Origin of the sequence: Halarchaeum grantii (assembly GCF_014647455.2) — an archaeon.
GTDB lineage: Archaea > Halobacteriota > Halobacteria > Halobacteriales > Halobacteriaceae > Halarchaeum > Halarchaeum grantii.
In genome coordinates this window covers 385,629-402,984 of the sequence record NZ_BMPF01000001.1, presented here as the reverse complement: position 1 = coordinate 402,984, position 17,356 = coordinate 385,629, and the positions used below count along the sequence as shown (strand labels likewise).

At 69.6% G+C, this 17,356-nt stretch carries 27 protein-coding genes and 1 tRNA gene; 14 read left to right on the top strand and 14 right to left on the bottom strand.

Annotated elements, in window-relative coordinates; genetic code table 11:
- The first annotated feature begins 33 nt into the window (after positions 1 to 33).
- Entirely contained in the window at positions 34 to 675 is a 642-nt protein-coding gene (locus IEY12_RS02110) for a DUF1405 domain-containing protein (RefSeq protein WP_188877889.1), read from the top strand.
- Here IEY12_RS02110 and moaC read toward each other — a convergent pair.
- From moaC to IEY12_RS02085, 5 genes are all read right to left on the bottom strand, one after another.
- Positions 672 to 1,196, bottom strand: a complete 525-nt coding sequence (gene moaC / locus IEY12_RS02105; RefSeq protein WP_188877884.1) for a cyclic pyranopterin monophosphate synthase MoaC — start codon at positions 1,194 to 1,196, stop codon at positions 672 to 674. The two genes, IEY12_RS02110 and moaC, sit on opposite strands and share 4 nt — an antisense overlap.
- Positions 1,193 to 2,632, bottom strand: a complete 1,440-nt coding sequence (locus IEY12_RS02100; protein WP_268245993.1) for an NAD(P)H-hydrate dehydratase — start codon at positions 2,630 to 2,632, stop codon at positions 1,193 to 1,195. Before IEY12_RS02100 ends, moaC begins: the two co-directional genes overlap by 4 nt.
- Positions 2,633 to 2,678: 46 nt before the next feature.
- Positions 2,679 to 2,963 (bottom strand): acylphosphatase, encoded by a 285-nt coding sequence (locus IEY12_RS02095; RefSeq protein ID WP_188877878.1) that lies wholly within the window; start codon positions 2,961 to 2,963, stop codon positions 2,679 to 2,681.
- A gap of 66 nt (positions 2,964 to 3,029) precedes the next feature.
- Positions 3,030 to 3,914 carry a DNA-3-methyladenine glycosylase family protein gene (locus IEY12_RS02090; RefSeq protein ID WP_188877876.1) on the bottom strand — a complete coding sequence of 295 codons (885 nt, stop codon included), beginning with the start codon at positions 3,912 to 3,914 and terminating at the stop codon, positions 3,030 to 3,032.
- Between the two features lie 122 nt (positions 3,915 to 4,036).
- Entirely contained in the window at positions 4,037 to 4,279 is a 243-nt protein-coding gene (locus IEY12_RS02085; RefSeq protein WP_123076004.1) for a UPF0058 family protein, read from the bottom strand.
- Positions 4,280 to 4,434: 155 nt separating this feature from the next.
- On the opposite strand from IEY12_RS02085, the gene IEY12_RS02080 reads away from it, so the two are divergent.
- The gene (locus tag IEY12_RS02080) at positions 4,435 to 4,830 is read left to right on the top strand and encodes a translation initiation factor IF-2 subunit beta (RefSeq protein ID WP_188877873.1); all 396 of its coding nucleotides are present in this window, start codon (positions 4,435 to 4,437) and stop codon (positions 4,828 to 4,830) included.
- On the opposite strand, the gene IEY12_RS02075 is transcribed toward IEY12_RS02080, so the two are convergent.
- Both IEY12_RS02075 and IEY12_RS02070 read right to left on the bottom strand, forming a co-directional pair.
- On the bottom strand, positions 4,827 to 5,012 hold the full coding sequence (locus IEY12_RS02075) for a DUF7836 family putative zinc-binding protein (RefSeq protein WP_123076008.1): 186 nt from the start codon (positions 5,010 to 5,012) through the stop codon (positions 4,827 to 4,829). The two genes, IEY12_RS02080 and IEY12_RS02075, sit on opposite strands and share 4 nt — an antisense overlap.
- A gap of 49 nt (positions 5,013 to 5,061) precedes the next feature.
- Positions 5,062 to 5,454: a DUF2267 domain-containing protein gene (locus IEY12_RS02070; protein ID WP_188877856.1), complete on the bottom strand. Its 393-nt coding sequence runs from the start codon at positions 5,452 to 5,454 to the stop codon at positions 5,062 to 5,064.
- 126 nt (positions 5,455 to 5,580) lie between these two features.
- Here IEY12_RS02070 and IEY12_RS02065 point away from each other — a divergent pair, with 126 nt between their 5' ends.
- Positions 5,581 to 6,783, top strand: coding sequence for a hypothetical protein (locus IEY12_RS02065; RefSeq protein ID WP_188877852.1), 1,203 nt, complete (start codon positions 5,581 to 5,583; stop codon positions 6,781 to 6,783).
- Here IEY12_RS02065 and IEY12_RS02060 read toward each other — a convergent pair whose 3' ends face one another.
- Positions 6,784 to 7,068, bottom strand: a complete 285-nt coding sequence (locus tag IEY12_RS02060; RefSeq protein ID WP_188877850.1) for a DUF357 domain-containing protein — start codon at positions 7,066 to 7,068, stop codon at positions 6,784 to 6,786.
- A gap of 125 nt (positions 7,069 to 7,193) precedes the next feature.
- On the opposite strand from IEY12_RS02060, the gene IEY12_RS02055 reads away from it, so the two are divergent.
- Positions 7,194 to 8,519, top strand: a complete 1,326-nt coding sequence (locus IEY12_RS02055) for an FAD-dependent oxidoreductase (protein ID WP_188877848.1) — start codon at positions 7,194 to 7,196, stop codon at positions 8,517 to 8,519.
- A 12-nt stretch (positions 8,520 to 8,531) separates the two neighbouring features.
- On the opposite strand, the gene IEY12_RS02050 is transcribed toward IEY12_RS02055, so the two are convergent.
- On the bottom strand, positions 8,532 to 9,107 hold the full coding sequence (locus IEY12_RS02050; RefSeq protein ID WP_188877845.1) for a DUF2391 domain-containing protein: 576 nt from the start codon (positions 9,105 to 9,107) through the stop codon (positions 8,532 to 8,534).
- A 73-nt stretch (positions 9,108 to 9,180) separates the two neighbouring features.
- Here IEY12_RS02050 and IEY12_RS02045 point away from each other — a divergent pair, with 73 nt between their 5' ends.
- The 6 genes from IEY12_RS02045 (at position 9,181) to IEY12_RS02020 (ending at position 13,203) form a co-directional block, all read left to right on the top strand.
- Positions 9,181 to 9,375 (top strand): hypothetical protein, encoded by a 195-nt coding sequence (locus IEY12_RS02045; RefSeq protein WP_188877841.1) that lies wholly within the window; start codon positions 9,181 to 9,183, stop codon positions 9,373 to 9,375.
- A 103-nt stretch (positions 9,376 to 9,478) separates the two neighbouring features.
- Positions 9,479 to 10,339: an NOP5/NOP56 family protein gene (locus IEY12_RS02040; RefSeq protein WP_188877839.1), complete on the top strand. Its 861-nt coding sequence runs from the start codon at positions 9,479 to 9,481 to the stop codon at positions 10,337 to 10,339.
- Positions 10,336 to 10,974, top strand: coding sequence for a fibrillarin-like rRNA/tRNA 2'-O-methyltransferase (locus tag IEY12_RS02035; RefSeq protein WP_188877836.1), 639 nt, complete (start codon positions 10,336 to 10,338; stop codon positions 10,972 to 10,974). Before IEY12_RS02040 ends, IEY12_RS02035 begins: the two co-directional genes overlap by 4 nt.
- A 45-nt stretch (positions 10,975 to 11,019) precedes the next feature.
- Positions 11,020 to 12,093 carry a glutamate--cysteine ligase gene (locus IEY12_RS02030; protein ID WP_188877834.1) on the top strand — a complete coding sequence of 358 codons (1,074 nt, stop codon included), beginning with the start codon at positions 11,020 to 11,022 and terminating at the stop codon, positions 12,091 to 12,093.
- Between the two features lie 59 nt (positions 12,094 to 12,152).
- Positions 12,153 to 12,680: a winged helix-turn-helix domain-containing protein gene (locus tag IEY12_RS02025; protein WP_188877832.1), complete on the top strand. Its 528-nt coding sequence runs from the start codon at positions 12,153 to 12,155 to the stop codon at positions 12,678 to 12,680.
- A gap of 40 nt (positions 12,681 to 12,720) precedes the next feature.
- Positions 12,721 to 13,203: a phosphopantetheine adenylyltransferase gene (locus IEY12_RS02020; RefSeq protein ID WP_188877829.1), complete on the top strand. Its 483-nt coding sequence runs from the start codon at positions 12,721 to 12,723 to the stop codon at positions 13,201 to 13,203.
- 5 nt (positions 13,204 to 13,208) lie between these two features.
- Here IEY12_RS02020 and IEY12_RS02015 read toward each other — a convergent pair whose 3' ends face one another.
- On the bottom strand, positions 13,209 to 13,517 hold the full coding sequence (locus IEY12_RS02015) for a transcription initiation factor IIB family protein (RefSeq protein ID WP_188877823.1): 309 nt from the start codon (positions 13,515 to 13,517) through the stop codon (positions 13,209 to 13,211).
- A gap of 82 nt (positions 13,518 to 13,599) precedes the next feature.
- Between IEY12_RS02015 and IEY12_RS02010 the strand changes: the two genes are divergently transcribed.
- A tRNA-Leu gene (locus tag IEY12_RS02010) sits at positions 13,600 to 13,684 on the top strand.
- A gap of 58 nt (positions 13,685 to 13,742) precedes the next feature.
- Here the strand turns inward: IEY12_RS02010 and IEY12_RS02005 are convergent.
- Both IEY12_RS02005 and IEY12_RS02000 read right to left on the bottom strand, forming a co-directional pair.
- Complete coding sequence (locus tag IEY12_RS02005) at positions 13,743 to 14,120, bottom strand: DUF2267 domain-containing protein (RefSeq protein ID WP_188877819.1); 378 nt, start codon at positions 14,118 to 14,120, stop codon at positions 13,743 to 13,745.
- Between the two features lie 41 nt (positions 14,121 to 14,161).
- Positions 14,162 to 14,569 carry a pyridoxamine 5'-phosphate oxidase family protein gene (locus tag IEY12_RS02000; protein ID WP_188877813.1) on the bottom strand — a complete coding sequence of 136 codons (408 nt, stop codon included), beginning with the start codon at positions 14,567 to 14,569 and terminating at the stop codon, positions 14,162 to 14,164.
- Between the two features lie 111 nt (positions 14,570 to 14,680).
- On the opposite strand from IEY12_RS02000, the gene dacZ reads away from it, so the two are divergent.
- Both dacZ and IEY12_RS01990 read left to right on the top strand, forming a co-directional pair.
- Positions 14,681 to 15,499 (top strand): diadenylate cyclase DacZ, encoded by an 819-nt coding sequence (dacZ, locus tag IEY12_RS01995; protein ID WP_188877804.1) that lies wholly within the window; start codon positions 14,681 to 14,683, stop codon positions 15,497 to 15,499.
- On the top strand, positions 15,499 to 16,275 hold the full coding sequence (locus IEY12_RS01990) for a mechanosensitive ion channel domain-containing protein (RefSeq protein ID WP_188877796.1): 777 nt from the start codon (positions 15,499 to 15,501) through the stop codon (positions 16,273 to 16,275). Before dacZ ends, IEY12_RS01990 begins: the two co-directional genes overlap by 1 nt.
- Here the strand turns inward: IEY12_RS01990 and IEY12_RS01985 are convergent, their stop codons facing one another.
- Positions 16,276 to 16,836, bottom strand: a complete 561-nt coding sequence (locus IEY12_RS01985) for an acyltransferase (protein WP_188877791.1) — start codon at positions 16,834 to 16,836, stop codon at positions 16,276 to 16,278.
- A gap of 83 nt (positions 16,837 to 16,919) precedes the next feature.
- Between IEY12_RS01985 and IEY12_RS01980 the strand changes: the two genes are divergently transcribed.
- The gene (locus IEY12_RS01980; protein ID WP_176969866.1) at positions 16,920 to 17,144 is read left to right on the top strand and encodes a helix-turn-helix domain-containing protein; all 225 of its coding nucleotides are present in this window, start codon (positions 16,920 to 16,922) and stop codon (positions 17,142 to 17,144) included.
- Here IEY12_RS01980 and IEY12_RS01975 read toward each other — a convergent pair.
- Entirely contained in the window at positions 17,125 to 17,295 is a 171-nt protein-coding gene (locus IEY12_RS01975; protein ID WP_193718045.1) for an HEWD family protein, read from the bottom strand. The genes IEY12_RS01980 and IEY12_RS01975 overlap by 20 nt on opposite strands.
- Positions 17,296 to 17,356: the final 61 nt, after the last annotated feature.

Sequence of the window (17,356 nt, the reverse complement as noted above, 5' to 3'; positions counted from 1 at the left end):
ACGGTTACAAGCGCGCCCGCCGTACGCCGGCGTATGCGGACCATCCTCCCGGAGCGCGTCGCCCTCCCCTATCTCGACGTCGGGCTCTCGCGCTTCCTCCTCCTCTGCGTGAACGCGCTCGGCATCCTCATCGGGCTGAACTTCTACCTCCCGCAACTGCCAGAGCACTTCGTCCTCGAGTGGCCCCTCGTCGTCGACAGCCCGCTCGCGCTCGTCTGGATGACGGCGAGCCTCCTCACGCTCTGGGGCGTCGGACGCGCCGACTACCCCTCGACGCCGTTCCTCGACACGCTCACGACGCTCGCGTTCGCCTCGATGGTGAAGTACGGGCTCTGGACGGCGTTCACGCTCAACTACTTCTTCACCGCGTACTACCCGCACGCCTGGGACTACTGGGGCATCCTCTTCACGCACCTCGTGATGGTTGGCGAGGCCTTCCTCCTCCCCTACTACGGGCGGACGAGCCGGCTCGCGCTCGGCGTGACCGCGCTCTGGTTCCTCGCGAACGACGTCGCGGACTACGCCTTCGACCTCCACCCGCACCTGCAGGTCGCGGGGACGGGACCGCTCCCGTGGGTGACGCCGCTCCTCTCGCTCGGCGCGCTCGCCCTCGCGTGGTACTGCCTCGACGGGGGCCGGGACGCGCCGAGCGACGCGCGACGCGACGCCGCCTAGTCGAGCGCGCGCTTCTCCTTCGAGACGACTTCGACGCCCTCGATGGCGGTGCCCGGATACTGCCCTTCGGCGTCCTTCTCTGCGGCCTTCACCATGTCCCAGACGACGTTCAGTCCGGTCGTCACGCCCTCTAGGGCCTCCATCTCGCAGCCGGTCTTCCCGGTGGTCTCGACGGCGACGTCGAGGACGACGCGGTCGGCGCGGACGTCGAAGTCCGTGTCGACGTTCGTGATCGGGATCTGGTGGCACATCGGGATCGTCTCCCACGTGTGCTTGACCGCCTGAACCGCGCCGATGCGCGCCGTCGTGAGCACGTCGCCCTTCCCGATTTCGTCGGCGCGGATCGCCTCGACGGTCGACTCGTCGAGGCGGATCTCGCCGCGCGCGACCGCCCGACGCGCCGTCCGCTCCTTCGCGCCGACGTCCACCATCTGCACGTCGCCGTCCTCGGTGGTGTGGGTCAGCTCCTCGGACGCGCCGGCCGCCTCGTCGGCGCTCGCGCCCTCACGGTCGTCGCTCACCGTCGCTCACCCCAGAGCGCCGTCGGAATCTCGGCGAGTAAGTCGGAGGCGAGCAGGCCGTACCCCATCTCCTCGACGACGGCGTCCCCCGCAGTACCGTTCGTGTACGCCGCGATGGCCGCCGCGTCGAGGGCGCCCTGCGTGGAGTAGAGCGCGCCCGTGATGCCCGCGAGGACGTCGCCCGTCCCCCCGACCGTCATCCCCGGGTTCCCCGTCCGGTTCACGCGCGTCGCGTCGCCGTCGGCGACGACGTCGTACGCGCCCTTCACGAGGAGCGTCTGTCCGAGGTCGCGCGCGAACTCAGCGACGAGCGTCTCGCGCTCCGCCCAGTCGTCGCGTCGCGGCCCGCCCATCTTCGCGAGCTCGCCCTGGTGGGGCGTGCACACCAACTCCGCGTCCGTCTCCACCGCCGGCACGACCTGCAGGGCGTCCGCGTCCACGACGGCCTTCCCCTCGTACCCTTCGAGGAACGCCCGGACGGCGTCGAGCGTGTCGTCCGCGCCACCCAAACCGGGCCCGATGACGACGACGTCGCGCGCCTCCGCGTCCGCGAGGAGGCCCTCGACGTGATCGGGTTGGAGGCGCGTCCCGACGTACGGTTCGACGATGAGGTCCTCGGCGTACCCCTGCACCTCGTCCGCGACGGGGTCGGGGCACGCGACGTACGCGAGGTCCGCGCCCGCCCGGAGCGCCGCCTGCGCGCAGAGCGCGGGCGCGCCCGTGTACGGGCCGCCGCCGATCACCATCACGCGCCCGAAGTCGCCCTTGTGCGCCTGCGGGTCGCGCGAGAGCGACAGGAGGTCGCCGGGGCCGACGAAGCGCTCGGCGGCCTCCGGGATGCCGATGTCCGCGACCGTCACGTCCTCGCGGCCCTCGAGGCCGGGCTTCAGGGCGTGGAAGGTGACGACGCGGTCGGCCTCGACGGCGACGTCCGCCACCTCGCCGGTGTCGGCGTCCACTCCTGACGGGACATCCACCGACACCACCGTCGCGGCCGCGTCGTTCGTCGCGACGATGGCCGAGCGCTCGGGTTCGCGCGGCGCGCCCGTCACGCCCGTTCCGAGCACGCCGTCGATGACGACGTCCGGGCTCCCGAGGTCGAGCGCGTTCGAGTCGAGGACGCGCTCGGTCGCGATTTCGGCGGCCCGGAGCGCGTCCCAGTTCTCGCGCGCGATCTCCGTCGTGATGGTTTCCGGGCGGCCGAGGAGGTGGACCGTGACGTCGTAGTCGCCCGCGAGGAAGCGCGCGGCGACGAACGCGTCCCCGCCGTTGTTCCCGCGGCCGGCGACGACCGCCACCTCGTCGCCGCTATCGGCGACGGCGCGGACCTCGCGGGCGAGCGCGTTCCCGCTCGACTCCATCAACTGCTTCGTCGAGACGTCGAGGGCGGCCGCGTTCCGGTCGACGGCCGCCATCCGTGCTGCGGTGATGGTCACGCGCCGTGGTTCGCGCGAGTCGCCCCTAAAGCCTACCGCCGTGCGCTCAGTACCGCACCTCGAAGCCGTCGAGGCCCTCCGGGTCGCCGTACTCGACGTCGACGTCCGCGACTGACGCGGCGCGACTCCCCGTGTGGCACCACTCGACCAGTTCCTCGACGTCCCCCGTCGCGCCCTCGAAGACGGCTTCGACGCGGCCGTCCGCGAGGTTCTTCACCCAGCCGTCGACGCCGCGCTCCTCGGCGGCGTCTCGCGTGCTCGCTCGGTAATAGACGCCCTGAACGGTGCCGCTGACGTAGACGTGCGCGCGAACGCGCTCGCTCTCGCTCATACCCGCCCTTGCGTCGGCCGACCCTAAAAGAACGCGGCGACACCCCCGGTCTGCAAGTGTTCTGCCCTACTCGCGATTCCGGAGGTGGTGAAAGACGTAGGTCTGCGTGTAGCCGGCGTTCGGGCCGAACGCCTCGCGGATCGCGCGCGAGGTGTCCGCGTAGTTCCCGGTCGCACACTCGGGGTAGTACTCCTCGATCGCGGTTCGGATCCACGTGTCGAGGGGCACCGCCTCGAGTTCGCCCAGCGAGAAGAGCGCGACGCAGTCCGCCACCTTGTCGCCGACGCCGACGAACCCCTTGAGGGCGTCGCGGGTCTCCTCCAAGTCGGCGCCCCGGACGTCGCGCTCGGTGAGCTCGCCGCTCGCGACCAGCTCGGCGCTCCGGACGACGTAGGGCGCCCGATAGCCGAGACTCAACTCGCGGAGGTCCTGCTCGCTCGCCGACGCGAGCGCCTCCGGCGTGGGGAACGCGTAGTAGGTCTCGCCGTCGAACTCGATGCGTTCGCCGTACGCCTCGCGCAGCGACTCCTGCATCCCGAAGATGCGCTCGACGCGCATCTGCGCCGAGCAGATGAAGGAGATCAGACAGCCGAAGAAGGGGTCGTCGACGATGCGCAGGCCCCAGTAGCGCTCGTAGGCCTCCTCGATGAGGGGGTCGTCGCTCGCCCCCTCGCGGATCGCGTCGAGGTCGTCGTCGAGTCGCAGGAGCTCGAAGAGGAGCGACTCGGCGTCCGTCGTGGCCTCCCACTCGAGGGCGCCGTCGTGCTGGCGGGCGCGCACTACCTCGCCGTCGACGACGGTGCTGTACCACGCGTCGCCCCCGTAGGCGGCCGCGTCGCCGTACGTCTCGCCGTCTTCACGGGTCCAGAGGTAGGTCTGTCCGCTCTCCAGCGTCGCCTGCAGGTCGAAGCCGCCGGGGAGGTCGACGAGTGGAACCGAGCCGGATCGCATTCTGCGTGACTCCGTGGCGGACGCTCAAACGGGTGTCGGTGTCGGTCGTTGCACGTCGATAATACCGGTCGCTACGTGGTCGATGTACCAGCGTGGATCGCGGACCAGCTCCGCGTCGGGCGTTAGTCGGCCTGAGCCGCGACTTTCTCCGTGGCCTCCTCGGAGTCCATCGCGGTCGTGATGTCGTCGGCCAGCGCGAAAACAGCAGCCTTGTGGTCGGTCTTCGATTTGTGGATCGATGTCGGTCGGATGCCGAGCTCCTCGTACTCGTCGAGAGCCAGGGAAATGTCGCCTTCACACTTCGCGTAGTAGTTCCCTACCTCTGCGAGAAGCCCGTGAAGATGGATGAGCTCCTGTTTCTTCATGACAACACCTCCTATCGCCCGGAGGGTTATAGTATTATCCTGATAACGGTTGACACACGCGTTCTCGGGTGCTAGAGACCGTGACGAATACGACGGCGGTGGCTCCGGGCGGCCGGCCTGAAACGCTTTTACGCCGCCGTCGGTAATACTCTCATATGGGATACGACGAGCAACTCGAACGCGCGATGTCGCAGTCGTCCGAGGCCGCCGAGGCGTCCCGATTCGACGTCCCCGACCCGAAGGTCCGCACCGAGGGGAACTTCACGCTCTACGAGAACTTCCAGGACACCCTGGACCGTCTCGACCGCAGTCAGCGCCACGTCCTCCAGTTCATCCAGAACGACCTCGGGACGGCGGCGCAGATCGACGAGAACGGGCGCGTGCGGCTCACCGGCGAGTTCTCACAGGACCGCATCGCCGAGGCGCTCGACGAGTACGTCGACGAGTACGTCCTCTGTCCGGAGTGCGGGCTGCCGGACACGAACCTCGTCCGCCGCGACGACACCACGCAGCTGAAGTGTGACGCCTGCGGTGCTCGGACGACCGTCTAGGACTGCAGCTGCTTCAGGTTCTCCAGATCGCGCTCGGTGCGCATGAACTCGCTCGTCCGGTAGGTCGCCCCGCAGTCCGGGCAGTCGTAGTTCTTCTCGGGTTTCGGGAGGTCCTTCGGCGACTCCTCCCAGTGCTTGCTACAGTCGGGGCAGAGCAACTGCACGTAGGCCTCGTTAGGCATACGTAGACCGTGCACCGGCGGACGAAAAAAGGTTGTTGGCGGGCCGGCGTCAGTAGTAGCCGTCGTCGCCGACGAGCTCGAACAGCTCCGCGTAGTCCTCGGGAAGCTGTGCCGTGACGTCGTCGAGTTCCGTCTCGGGGACGCAGTCCTCGACGACGTCGACGACGGCTTGCGCGTAGAAGGCCGCGTCGGCGTCCTCGACGCGAGCGCGTTGGGAGACGCGGGCGACGAGCTCCCGATAGTCGAACGTCTGTCCCGACTCCGCTTCGTGGAGGAAACGGTCGATCTCCATCGGGAGCGGCCCGGCGAGGTCCGCCGCTTCGTCCGCTTGCAGGCGCTCGCCGAGCGTCGTCAGGACCGCGCGCGTCGCCCGAATGGCCTCCCCACGGGAGGAGAGTTCGAGTCGATGCTGGACATCGCCGACGAACTCGTCGTGGTTCATACACGACGCACTACCGCCGCACGGCCGTTAATCGTGGTGGCCACGCTCACCGCGGTCCGCGTCCGACCGACGCCCGCCGGAAGTGACGGAGAGGTTATTTATGTATCGCGAGTGGATGTCGTGCCAATGGCCGAACAGGGCGACCGGGGTGTGTCGACGCTCGTCGGCGCGATCCTCCTCTTCGGGATCATCCTCGTCGTGTACGCGTCGTGGCAGGCGGCCGTCGTACCGGCGGAGAACAAACAGGTCGAGTTCGACGCCTTCCAGGGCGCCGGCGAGGACGTCACCGAACTCCGGAACGCCATGCAGCGCACGGCGGTCACGGGTGTGCAGACGAGCACCGTCGTCCAGACGGGCACGTCCTACCCGTCGAGAGCGCTGTTCGTGAACCCGCCGCCCGCGTCCGGGACGCTCGCGACCGAACCGGCCGGCGACGTGACGCTCTCGAACGTCGAGGCGACGGACGGCGACGTTCGGGACTACTGGAACGGGGACGACCGCTCGTTCGACACCCAGCGCCTCGTCTTCCGCACGGACTACAACGAACTGCGGACGGGGTCGCTCGGCGTCGATCCCTCCGGTGCGACCTATCTCGCCGCCGACGCGACCGTGATGCGCGACGCGCAGACGCTCGTCAGCGGCAACCGGATCACGCTCGTCACCGTCGCGGGCGACTACCGCGACGGCGGCGTCACCGTCGCGCCGGCCGTCGAACCGGTCAGCGTCGGCACCGAGACCATCAGCGTCCGGAACACGAGCGGCGACTTCACGATGACCGTGCCGACGCGCCTCGGGCAGGACGCGTGGAACGAGATCGCTGACGGTCAGGCCAACATAACGGACGCGACTGTGGACGAGGACGACGAGACCGTCACGCTCGCCTTCGAGGGTGATGAGACCTACCAACTCCGTCTCGCGCGCGTCGCGCTCCGCGAACCGGCGGACCCCTCCGTCGAGTCGCCGCCGGGCGCGCGCTACCTCACATCGCCGAACCGCGAACCCGGCCCGACCGTCGAGGGGAACCCCGTACCGCTCACCGCCGTCGCCCGCGACAAGTTCAACAACGGCGTCTCCGACGTCGACGTCGAGTTCACCGTAGAATCCGGGAACGCAAACGTCGTGAACCCGGACGGGAACTCGTGTACCGCCGCCACCGGTGGCAGTACTACTGTGACCGCCGCTACCGACGGTTCGGGTGAAACGGTCGCCTGTCTCGTCCCGCCGAACAACGCCAACAACAAACGGTCCGTGACCGTCGACGCGACGATCGCCGGTCGGTCGGGCGACGCGAACCGGACGTCGTTCAACGTCACCGTGTTCAAGAAGTGACTACACGGTGAAGAGATGGCCCTCCTCGGGCACGTCGAAGAGGCCGATACGCGCGCCGGCGTCCATCCACGCGTGGCCGTAGGAGAAGGAGGCGAGCGCGTTCACCGGGTCGCCGTTCGCCCGGAAGTGCCGGCCGTCTTCGAGGTAGGAGCGCGCCATCTCCTCGTACTCGGCGGCGGCTTCCGCGAGCGGCGTCCCCTCGGGGGCGACCGGGTCGGCTTTCTCGAGCGCCTCCGCGAGGAGGCCCTCGTAGCGGTCCGTCTTCTCCGCGAGGTCGGCGGGCATACCCCTCACTGCGGCGCTCGCGGGGGTAAGCGTGTCGCCGTCGGCCTTCGCCGACCGCGCCCGCGACACCGGCCAACCTCCCGGGTGGCGCAACCTACAAACCCCCGAATCCCCTACGTTGAGCCATGAGTGACGAGCCTCGGGTGGAGATCTACACCAAGACGGACTGCCCCTACTGCGAGAAGGCCAAGGACCTCTTCGACAGTAAGGGCGTGGACTACGTGACGTACAACGTCACGGGCGACGACGAGCTCTTCGAGGAGATGGTCGAGCGCGCGAACGGCCGCGAGACCGCGCCCGAAGTCTTCATCGACGACGAACTCATCGGCGGCTGGGACGACACCTCCGCGCTCGACGCGACGGGCGAGCTCGACGAGAAGCTCGGCATCGCCGACGAGAGCGACGGCGACGTCGTCGAGCACCGCCGCCTCATCGTCGCCGGGACGGGGATCGCGGCGCTTACTGCCGGCATCTACGCGGCGCGCAGCGACAACGAGCCGCTGCTCTTCGAGGGCGACGAGCCCGGCGGCCAGCTCACGCTCACGAGCGAGGTCGACAACTACCCGGGCTTCCCCGAGGGCATCAACGGCTCGGTGCTCGTCAACGACATGAAGGAGCAGGCCAAGCGCTTCGGCGCGGAGATCGAGCACGGCATCATCGCGGACGTCGACGACTCGGAGCGGCCGTTCCGCGTCACGCTCGAGAACGGCGACGTCTACACGGCGGACGCCGTCATCGCGGCCTCCGGCGCGTCCGCGCGCACGCTCGGCATCCCCGGCGAGGACGAGCTGATGGGCTTCGGCGTCTCGACGTGTGCGACCTGTGACGGCGCGTTCTTCCGGGGCGAGGACATGGTCGTCGTCGGCGGCGGCGACGCGGCCGCCGAGGAGGCGGTCTTCCTCACGAAGTTCGCGGAGACGGTCTATCTCGTCCACCGCCGCGACGAACTCCGCGCGGAGGACTACTGGGAGAACCGCGTGCAGGAGAAGGTCGAGGAGGGCGACATCGAGGTGCTCTGGAACACCGAGGCGACCGAGATCCACGGCTCACAGGAGGACGGCGTCGACGCCGTCGACCTCGTCTACAACCCCGAGGGGCATCCGAGCGCGAAACTCGACGACCCCGAGACGGAGGCGCGCAGTCTCGACGTCGGCGCCTTCTTCGTCGCCATCGGCCACACGCCGAACACGTCCTACCTCGAGGAGACGGGCGTCGAACTCGACGACGAGGGCTACCTCCGCACGGAGGGCGGCCACGGCGGCGGCCAGACGAAGACGGACGTCCCCGGCATCTTCGGTGCGGGCGACGTCGTCGACTTCCACTACCAGCAGGCCGTCACTGCGGCGGGCATGGGCTCGAAGGCCGCGCTCGACGCCGACGAGTATCTCGAGAACGAGGTGCCGGAGGCCGCCGAGGCCGAGGCGTCCGCCGAAGCGCCGGCCGACGACTGATTCTCCGCGACGCTACGACCCGGGGAGGATGTCCCCGAGCGCGGCGCCGACCGCCGTCGGCGCCCACGCGACCCCGACGATGCAGAGCGTCAGCCACGGGTCGCTCGCCCACTGCGCCTGCCCCCAGCCGGTGAATATCGCGGCGGTGACCGTGAAGGAGATCGTGACGACGCCGGCGAGTCGTCGCGGTATCAGGCCGAACAGCGGGTCCTTCACGCGGACGTCCTGTATCTCCGCGACGTAGAGGATGCCGTAGACGGTGGCGACGGTAGCGACGACCGTCGCGAGGAGGTGGATCGGGTGCGTGGCGACGAACGCGCCGACGTCGTACGTCCCGCCCTCGACGACCATCGGGACGGCGAAGAGCGCGCCGCCGATACCGGCCTCGGCGGCGTCCGCGCGGTCGAACCCGTGGATGACGCGGCCGAACGTCCCGACACGGTTCTGCTCGAGTTCGCTCGCGGTCTCCATCGCCTCCTGTACGGCCTCCAGCGCCTCCGGGCTGTCGACGTGCGCCTCCAGCGACTCGAGGCGGTCCATGAGGTCGGAGACGTCGGGGCCCTCGGTCGGCGCCTCGTTCTCGTCCATGCTCGCGCAGAGGGCGCCGGCCGACAAAAAGTCGGCCACCACCTCTTTCGTCGACCCGCCCCCACCGCCGGATATGGCAGACCGACCGAACTACCCGGCACCGCACGAACTCGAGAAGGGCATGACCGTCGAAATCGAGCAGAGCGAGGACGCGGAGCCGATCGTCGGCGAGGTCGGCGCCGTCCTCGAGGAAGCCGACCCGGAGGGCACCGTCGTCAAACTGAAGTCCGGCGTACGGGGTCGCGTGCGATCGGTCACACACCGGTAGCCCGAGCGTCCTCGCGCCCGTCGCGTCCCGGTCACGCGCGGCACCGCGACGCTCGGATGGGGCGTTCGGGAACGCCTATACGACCGGGCGATGTAGCGCCCCTATGAGCGAGCAGACAGCCGCTGAGGACGCGGGCTGGTTCGCGGGCCTCGACCCCGAGGACGCCGACGCGGCCGTGGTGGCCGTTCGCGAGGGGGAGTCGGCGGCGCCCGCCGACTGGCCGTCGCGCGCCGTCGAGGCCGGCTTCGCCGACTCCGAGGAGGACTACTACGAGGCGCTCCACGAGGCGACGGTGGCGGCGACGCGTCGCGCCGTCCGCGAGCGCGAGCGCGCGGACGACCGACAGGTGATTCACGCCATCCGGGCGATGGACGACCTCGCGAGCACGACGAACGAGCTCGCGGAGCGCCACGCGGAGTGGGCGGGCGCCGTCTACGACGACCCCGGGACGGGCGTCGCGTACGCCCGAACGGTCGCCGACCGGGAGCCCGAGTCGGACGTCGAGGAGCGCGTCGTCTCACTCGCCGAGCGCGTCACCGATCTCGCCGCCGAGCGCGACGCCGAGCGCGAGTTCCTCGAACGGCAGGTGCCGGCGGTCGCGCCGAACCTCGCGTCGATGGCGGGGCCGATACTCGCCGCGCGCCTCGTCGAGCTCGCGGGCGGCCTCGAGGACCTCGCGAAGATGCCGTCGGGGACCGTGCAGGTTCTCGGCGCGGAGGACGCGCTCTTCGCGCACCTCCGGGGGAACGCCCCGAGTCCGAAACACGGCGTCATCTACACGCACGAGTACGTTCGCGGGACGCACCCCGACGAGCGCGGGTCGGCGGCGCGCGCGCTCGCCGGGAAGCTCACCATCGGCGCGCGCATCGACCACTACTCCGGGGATTACCGCCCCGAGATCGAGGAGGAACTCGACGAGCGCATCGCGACCATCCGCGCCCGGCAGGGGGGTGACGGCGAGTGAGCGAGCGCCTCCCGGCGGGCGTCGAGCGCCACGATTTCGGCGACGGGCCCGCGCTCGCGACGAGGGGGACGCCGGAGTACGGTGAGCGCACGGACGGCGCGTGGCGGCGCTGGAACCCGACCCGATCGAAGCTCGGTGCGACGCTCGAGAAGGGCCTCGACACGCGCCTCTCCGGCGGCGACTCCGTTCTCTACCTCGGCGCGGCGAACGGGACGACGGTGAGCCACGTCGCGGACTTCGCGGGGCCGACGTACGCCGTGGAGTTCGCGCCGCGCTCCGCGCGCGACCTGCTCGACGTCTGCGAGAGCAGACCGAACCTCTTCCCGCTCCTGAAGGACGCGCGCAAGCCCGAGACATACGCGCACGTCGTCGAGGCCGGCCTCGACTGCATCGTGCAGGACGTCGCGACGCGCGGGCAGGCCCGCGTCGCGGCCGAGAACGCGCGCTTCCTCGCCGACGACGGCCGCCTCGTCGCCGCCATCAAGGCCCGGAGCGAGGACGTCACCGCCGACCCCGAGGACGTCTTCGAGGACGTGCTCGCGGAACTGCGCGAGAGCTACCGAATCGAGGGCCGCGCGCGACTCGAACCGTACCACGACGACCACCTCGCGGTCGTCGCTTCGCCGCGCCGCTAGCCGGGTTCGGTACGCATAAACCCGGGCCACTCGAAAGCCGGACGAATGACGACGGGTTCGCCGGACGCCTTCACGGACCTCGGGACGCTCGGCGTCGAGGAGGAGTTCTTCGTCGTGGACGAGGACGGCCTCCCGACGGCGGGCAGCGACACGCTCGTTTACGAGGCCGACCCGCCCGAGATACTTGACGGGCGCATCGACCACGAGCTCTTCAAGTTCGTCGTCGAGACGCAGACGCGACGACTCGACGGCCCCGACGAGGTCACGCCGGCGGTTCGAGAGGTCCGTGACGCGCTCCTCGAGTACGCCGCCGAGCACGGCTACGGCATCTCGGCGGCCGGTCTCCATCCGGGCGCGCGCTGGCGCGAGCACGAGCACGCCGAGAAGCCCCGCTATCGCTCCCAACTCGAGCGCATCCAGTATCCCCAACACCGGAACACGACCGCCGGCCTCCACATCCACGTCGGCGTCGACGACGCGGACAAGGCGATGTGGGTCGCGAACGAGATCCGATGGTTCCTGCCGGTCATGCTCGCGCTCTCCGCGAACTCGCCGTTCTGGAACGGCCGAGACACCGGTCTCGCCTCCGCCCGGGCGAAGGTCTTCGAGAACCTCCCGAACACGGGGATGCCGACCGCGTTCGACTCCTACGCCGAGTTCGACGCCTTCGAGGAGACGATGGTCGAGCACGGGTCGATGGAGGACCGCGGCGAGATCTGGTGGGACGTCCGCCCGCACTCCGCGCACGGCACGGTGGAGATCCGCGCGCCGGACGCCCAGCACGACCCGGCGGTCGTCGAGGCGCTCGTCGAGTACGCCCACGCGCTCGTCGTCGACCTCGCGGAGCGCTACGCGGACGGCGGCGAGGGCTACGGCCACCGGCGCGAACTTCTCGACGAGAACAAGTGGCGCGCGACGCGCCACGGCCACGACGCGTCCTTCGTCGCGCGCGACGGCGACGGCACCGTCTCGCTCGGCGACGTCGTCGAGCGGGAGTGCGAGCGCCTCGGCGTCACCGGTATCCGGGACGTCTACGAGCGCGAGAGCGGCGCGGCCTTCCAGCGCCGCGTCCACGAGACCGAGGGCGCGAGCGCCCTCTACGACGCCGTCCGCCTCTAGGTACGGCGAGCAGGAGCTTTTTACGCGCTCGGGGCTTTCGTTCCCTCGAAGACAACGCTATGTCCGAGGACACACCTGATTCCCCCGAGGGCGAGCGCAGCGCCCGCGACCGCATCGAGGAGGGGGCCGACCGTGCGCGCTCCGGGTTCGACGAGCGCGTCGTCGACATCCTCTCGTGGATGCTCGACACGGAGACCCGCGCGCGGATCTACGTCTATCTCCGCCAGCACCCGTGGAGCACGAGCGAGGAGGTCGCCGAAGGGACCGGCCTCTATCCGAGCACCGTCCGCGAGGCGCTCGCCGAGCTCGCCGACGAGGACACCGTCGAGCGCCGCAAGCGCGAGAGCGAGGGCGCCGGCAACAACCCCTACGAGTACACCGCGATCGCGCCGAGCGACCTCGTCGGCGGCGTCGTGGGCGGCGTGCAGGACGAACTGAACACCGTCTTCAACCTCGGCCGGGAGTCCGAGCCCGAGAGCCAGCCGGTCCGCATCGAAGTCGAGAGCGGCGACGGCGCCGAGACGGATGACGCCGACGACAGCGCGTCGTCCGAGGAGACGGACGAGGACGGCGCTTCGAGCGCCTGAGAACCCAACGGATAAACCCCGGCACCCCCTCCTCGGGAACATGAACGTTGCGCTGGGCGGGACGTTCGACCCCATCCACGACGGCCACCGCGCGCTCTTCGAGCGGGCGTTCGAACTCGGGGACGTCACCGTCGGCCTGACGAGCGACGACCTCGCCCCGAAGACCCGCCACGAGGAGCGACACGTCCGCCCGTTCGCGGAGCGAAAGCGCGCCCTCGAGGACGAACTCGCGGCCTTCGCCGAGGAGTACGGCCGCGACTACGAGGTCCGCGAACTCAGCGAGCCGACGGGCATCGCCGTCGAGCCCCGCTTCGACGCCCTCGTCTGCTCCCCGGAGACCGAAGCGAACGCCGAGCGCATCAACGAGCTCCGCCGCGAGCGCGGCCTCGACGAACTCGACATCGAGGTCGTTCCGCGCGTCGAAGCCGAGGACGGCGGCGTCATCTCCTCGACGCGCATCGTTCGCGGCGAGATCGACGAGCACGGCGCTCTCACGCCCGGCGACACCGCGCGCGAGCAGTAAGTAGCCTACCAGCCCGGGGGGTCGAGTCCCGCTTCTTCGAGGAGGTCCTTCCAGCGCCCCTGAATCGTGAGTCGCGAGACGTCGGCGGCGTCCGCGACGGCGGTCTGCGAGCGCTGATCGCCGGCGACGAGCGACGCCGCGTAGAGCGACGCCGCGAGCGCCGCGCGCTTCGAGCGGTCCTCGTCCGGGCGCGTGGAGAGGAAGAGGTCGCGCGCCGTCGAGCGCGCCTCCGCGTCGAGGTCGAGGCGGTCGCTCACGCGCTCGAGCTCTCCCAGCCACTCCTCCTCCTCACGGGCGTCTCCGGCGCGATACACGACTCACGTCACGGGTCGCATCGACATAAACGCACGGCGAAGGCGACACGCTCTTAGGTGATTCGGCCGTTCGTCCACGTGCGCACGGGTAGCCAAGCTTGGCCAACGGCGTAGCGCTTAGGACGCTATCCCGAAGGGGTCCGCCGGTTCGAATCCGGTCCCGTGCATCTTTCTGCGCGAGCAGTAGCGAGCGCGACACGCGCCGAGAGCGGGGTCGCTCTCTGACTAGTCCGCGACGCCGAGCGTCCGCGCTCGCTCGTCCGGGAGCGCGTCGGCGACCCGCACCAGCACGTCGCCGGGGACGGTGTCGCGGAGCGCGCGGAGCGTCGCGTCGACGTAGCCGTCCGCGCGGCCGCGTTCGCTCTCGGCGAGGCCGGCGACGGTGGCGACGCGCGCGGCGAGTGCCTCGTCCGCGCCGTCGACCGAGCCGACGTCGGTGACGGCGTCCGCGAACGACTCGGGGAGCGATTCGGCGAGCGCGTCGGCATCGGCGTCGTCGAGGCGGTCGCCGATGGCGACGAGCGTGACGCGAGCGGCGATGCGTGCTTCTCGGTCGCCGTCGAAGTCGCCGTGGTGGCGGACGGCGTCGATGAAGGCAGACATGCTCGCGTGCTCGGAGCGCCGACGGGTTCAGTGTGTCGTCGTCAGTCGCTCACGTCGGCGACGGAGACGTCGTCCGGGCGGATTTCGAGTATCACGCGCTCGCTCTCGACCGGTGTCGGGTACTCGTCCTCGCCGAGGTAGCGCCGCGCGAGCGCGTCGATGTGTTCGCGCGCGCCCTCGGCCGTCACCGCCTCGACTTCGCCGGTGACCGAACAGTAGCGGTAGGCGTTCTCGGGGTCGGTCATGCTGACGGCGACCGAGGGGTTTCGCTCGACGTTCCGCGCCTTGCGGCGGTGGCGCTCGGTGTTGACGAGGAGGCGGCCGGTGTCGGCGTCGTGGTCGATCCAGACGGGCGTCGCCTGCGGGGTCCCGTCGGGGTTCATCGTGGTGACGTGCGCGAACGTCCGCTTCTCGAAGAGGTCGTGGAACGACTCGGGGATGGCGTCCATACGCCCGCGTCGTCCGACGCCGGCATAGCCCTTTGGTGCGCCGCCGACGCATCCGACGCGCGTCAGACGCCGTCACAATCCTTTTCCCGAGTCCCCGAGTCAGTAGACGTAATGGCCGCGCTGAAGGACCTTCTCGGCGATCTCGTGACGGACGTCGACGCGCTGGTGCTGTTCTCACCCAGCGGGTCGTACTACGAGCGGGCGGCGGACGCCGTCGGGAGCGAAACCGATCTCGTCGTCGTCGGCGCGGAGAACACGGTGGACGCGGACGCGTTCGTCGAACTCCCGCTCTCCTTCGCGGAGGTCGCAGAGCGCATCCGCTTCGGCATCGAGGGCGCGCTCGACAACGAGTACGTCGAGGACGGCGACGACCTCGCGTGCGTGACGTCGATGTTCGGTGACGGGGAGGACACCGTCTCCCGGGTGCGCGCGGACGCCCAGCGTCACTCCGGCATCTACGACCTCTTCGTGCACTCGCGCGCGGATCCGGCGGTGATCCGCGACGTCCTCGACGTCGTGATCGAACTCGGTCGCAAGGGCCAGAAGGGCAAGCCCGTGGGCGCGCTCTTCGTCGTCGGTGACGCCGGGAAGGTGATGAACAAGTCCCGCCCCCTCTCCTACAACCCCTTCGAGAAGAGCCACGTCCACGTCGGCGACCCCATCGTGAACGTGATGTTGAAGGAGTTCTCCCGCCTCGACGGCGCGTTCGTCATCTCGGACTCCGGGAAGATCGTCTCCGCCTACCGCTACCTCGAGGGGTCGGCGGAGGGCGTCGACATCCCGAAGGGCCTCGGGACGCGACACATGGCGGCGGCGGGAATCACGCGCGAGACGAACTCGATTGCGGTGGTGTTGAGCGAGAGCGACGGGCTCGTGCGCGCCTTCAAGGGCGGCGAGCTCGTCCTCGAACTCGACCCGGAGGCGTACTGATGGCGGTCGATTGGTCGGTGGTCGTCGCCGAGGACTTCAACTACCTGCTCGCGGCGGCCGTGCTCGTCGTCGGCGCCGTCGCTGGCTATCTCGTCGGACGGGTGAACGAACGGGTGCTCCGTGCGGTCGGCGTCCCGGAGGCCGTCGAAGGAACGAGCGTCGAGCGGGCCGCGCGGCGCTTCGGGACGGACGTCGTCTCGACCCTCGCGCACCTCTCATCGTGGGTGATATACGCCGTCGCGGTCGTGCTCGCGCTCGCGGTGGTCGACCTCGTGGTGCTCCGAACGCTCTGGTATCGGCTCGCCGGCTACGTTCCGGCGGTGGTGTTCGCGCTGGCCGTCCTCGTTTTCGGCGTCATCGCCGGCGACAAGGCGGAGGTCGTCGTCGCCGAGCGCCTCCGCGGCGTGAAGGTCCCGGAGATCGGCGTCCTCCCGAGCGTCGTGAAGTACAGCGTCGTCTTCGTCGCGGTGCTGGTCGCGCTCGGTCAACTCGGCGTCGCGACGCTCCCGCTCGTCCTCGTCTTCGCGGCGTACATCGTCGCGCTCATCGTCTTCACCGCCGTCGCGGCGAAGCAACTCCTCGCGTCGGCGGCCGCCGGCATCTACGTCCTCCTCAATCAGCCGTACGGTATCGGCGACTCCGTGCGTATCGGTGAGATGCGGGGCATCGTCCAGGAGATGGACGTCTTCGTCACGCACGTCGAGGACGACGGCACCGAGTACGTCGTGCCGAACAGTTTCGTCTTCGAGCACGGCGTCGTGAAGGAACGCGAGTAGTCACGCCGCCGACTCGCCGTCCGTCGTCCCACCGTCGTCGCCGTGCTCGATCGGTTCGGCGGGGACGCCGACGACGGTCGCCCCCGGCGGAACGTCCTCGGTGACGAGGGAGTTCGCGCCGACCTGCGCGTCGTGTCCGACGGTGACGCCGGGGAGGACGACCGCGCCCGCACCAATCATCGCCCGCTCGCCGATCACGACCTCGCCCGTCCGATACTCGTCCTGGAGGAACTCGTGACAGAGGAGCGTGGCGTCGTAGCCGACGATGGCGTCGTCCTCGAGCGTGACGAGCTCGGGGAAGAAGACGTCGGGGGTCGCTTCGAGGGCGACGGAGACGCCGTCGCCGACGGTCATCCCGAGGAGGCGATAGAGGAGGACCTTGAGCCGGAGGCTCGGCGAGTGGCGCGCGAGGACGATACACGCGTAGTTGCACGCGACGCGAAGCGCCCCTTTGGCGTCGCGCCAGTGGCGGAGGGCGTTCTGCGTGCCCGGCGTCGGGTGGCGTTCGAGGCGGTGGTGGCGGCGGTCACTCACGACCCGTGGTTCGACACGCCACGGCATGAAGCCGACGCTCGACCCGAGGATTTCGACAGATGTCGTAGCATGGATTTATGGTCGTCGTACCCCTTCGTGGTCGTAACGAGATGCAAGCGCGACAGCTGCCGAAGGGACTCCCCGAAACCGTGGAATCGCCGCGTGGGAAACTCGTCTATCTCTACCTCCAGTTCCACGAGGGCGCGACCGTCGACGAGCTCCGCGACGGTCTCGACCTCCAGCGGATAACGCTGTTCAGCGTGTTGAAAACACTCGAAGAACGCGGTGTGGTCGAACGCGACGACGAACGCTACGTTACCGCTCGACCGGCCTGAACTCGCCGGTTACGTCCCAGTTGTGGATGCAGGATACTTCTCCCTCGTCACCGTCGGGTACGCGCCACGCAATGACGTCGTCGTCCCATGCCTCTCGTCGGCCGCATCGGACGCAGGACCGTTCGTTCGGCGCACGAATGTTGACACTCATACCCACACGAACGACGCGGACGCATAAAAACGTAACCTTCCCCGGCAACGATTGTCACCCG

Coding starts and splice junctions, on each gene's coding strand:
- IEY12_RS02030 (WP_188877834.1), top strand. CDS start 11,020: ATGACGACGGGTTCGCCGGACGCCTTCACGGACCTCGGGACGCTCGGC.
- dacZ (WP_188877804.1), top strand. CDS start 14,681: ATGGCCGCGCTGAAGGACCTTCTCGGCGATCTCGTGACGGACGTCGAC.
- IEY12_RS02050 (WP_188877845.1), bottom strand. CDS start 9,107: ATGGACGAGAACGAGGCGCCGACCGAGGGCCCCGACGTCTCCGACCTC.
- IEY12_RS02055 (WP_188877848.1), top strand. CDS start 7,194: ATGAGTGACGAGCCTCGGGTGGAGATCTACACCAAGACGGACTGCCCC.
- IEY12_RS02065 (WP_188877852.1), top strand. CDS start 5,581: ATGGCCGAACAGGGCGACCGGGGTGTGTCGACGCTCGTCGGCGCGATC.
- IEY12_RS01980 (WP_176969866.1), top strand. CDS start 16,920: ATGCAAGCGCGACAGCTGCCGAAGGGACTCCCCGAAACCGTGGAATCG.
- IEY12_RS02060 (WP_188877850.1), bottom strand. CDS start 7,068: ATGCCCGCCGACCTCGCGGAGAAGACGGACCGCTACGAGGGCCTCCTC.
- IEY12_RS02110 (WP_188877889.1), top strand. CDS start 34: ATGCGGACCATCCTCCCGGAGCGCGTCGCCCTCCCCTATCTCGACGTC.
- IEY12_RS02025 (WP_188877832.1), top strand. CDS start 12,153: ATGTCCGAGGACACACCTGATTCCCCCGAGGGCGAGCGCAGCGCCCGC.
- IEY12_RS02080 (WP_188877873.1), top strand. CDS start 4,435: ATGGGATACGACGAGCAACTCGAACGCGCGATGTCGCAGTCGTCCGAG.
- IEY12_RS02090 (WP_188877876.1), bottom strand. CDS start 3,914: ATGCGATCCGGCTCGGTTCCACTCGTCGACCTCCCCGGCGGCTTCGAC.
- IEY12_RS01985 (WP_188877791.1), bottom strand. CDS start 16,836: ATGCCGTGGCGTGTCGAACCACGGGTCGTGAGTGACCGCCGCCACCAC.
- IEY12_RS01990 (WP_188877796.1), top strand. CDS start 15,499: ATGGCGGTCGATTGGTCGGTGGTCGTCGCCGAGGACTTCAACTACCTG.
- IEY12_RS01975 (WP_193718045.1), bottom strand. CDS start 17,295: ATGAGTGTCAACATTCGTGCGCCGAACGAACGGTCCTGCGTCCGATGC.
- IEY12_RS02020 (WP_188877829.1), top strand. CDS start 12,721: ATGAACGTTGCGCTGGGCGGGACGTTCGACCCCATCCACGACGGCCAC.
- IEY12_RS02095 (WP_188877878.1), bottom strand. CDS start 2,963: ATGAGCGAGAGCGAGCGCGTTCGCGCGCACGTCTACGTCAGCGGCACC.
- IEY12_RS02040 (WP_188877839.1), top strand. CDS start 9,479: ATGAGCGAGCAGACAGCCGCTGAGGACGCGGGCTGGTTCGCGGGCCTC.
- IEY12_RS02085 (WP_123076004.1), bottom strand. CDS start 4,279: ATGAAGAAACAGGAGCTCATCCATCTTCACGGGCTTCTCGCAGAGGTA.
- IEY12_RS02045 (WP_188877841.1), top strand. CDS start 9,181: ATGGCAGACCGACCGAACTACCCGGCACCGCACGAACTCGAGAAGGGC.
- IEY12_RS02005 (WP_188877819.1), bottom strand. CDS start 14,120: ATGTCTGCCTTCATCGACGCCGTCCGCCACCACGGCGACTTCGACGGC.
- IEY12_RS02075 (WP_123076008.1), bottom strand. CDS start 5,012: ATGCCTAACGAGGCCTACGTGCAGTTGCTCTGCCCCGACTGTAGCAAG.
- IEY12_RS02070 (WP_188877856.1), bottom strand. CDS start 5,454: ATGAACCACGACGAGTTCGTCGGCGATGTCCAGCATCGACTCGAACTC.
- IEY12_RS02000 (WP_188877813.1), bottom strand. CDS start 14,569: ATGGACGCCATCCCCGAGTCGTTCCACGACCTCTTCGAGAAGCGGACG.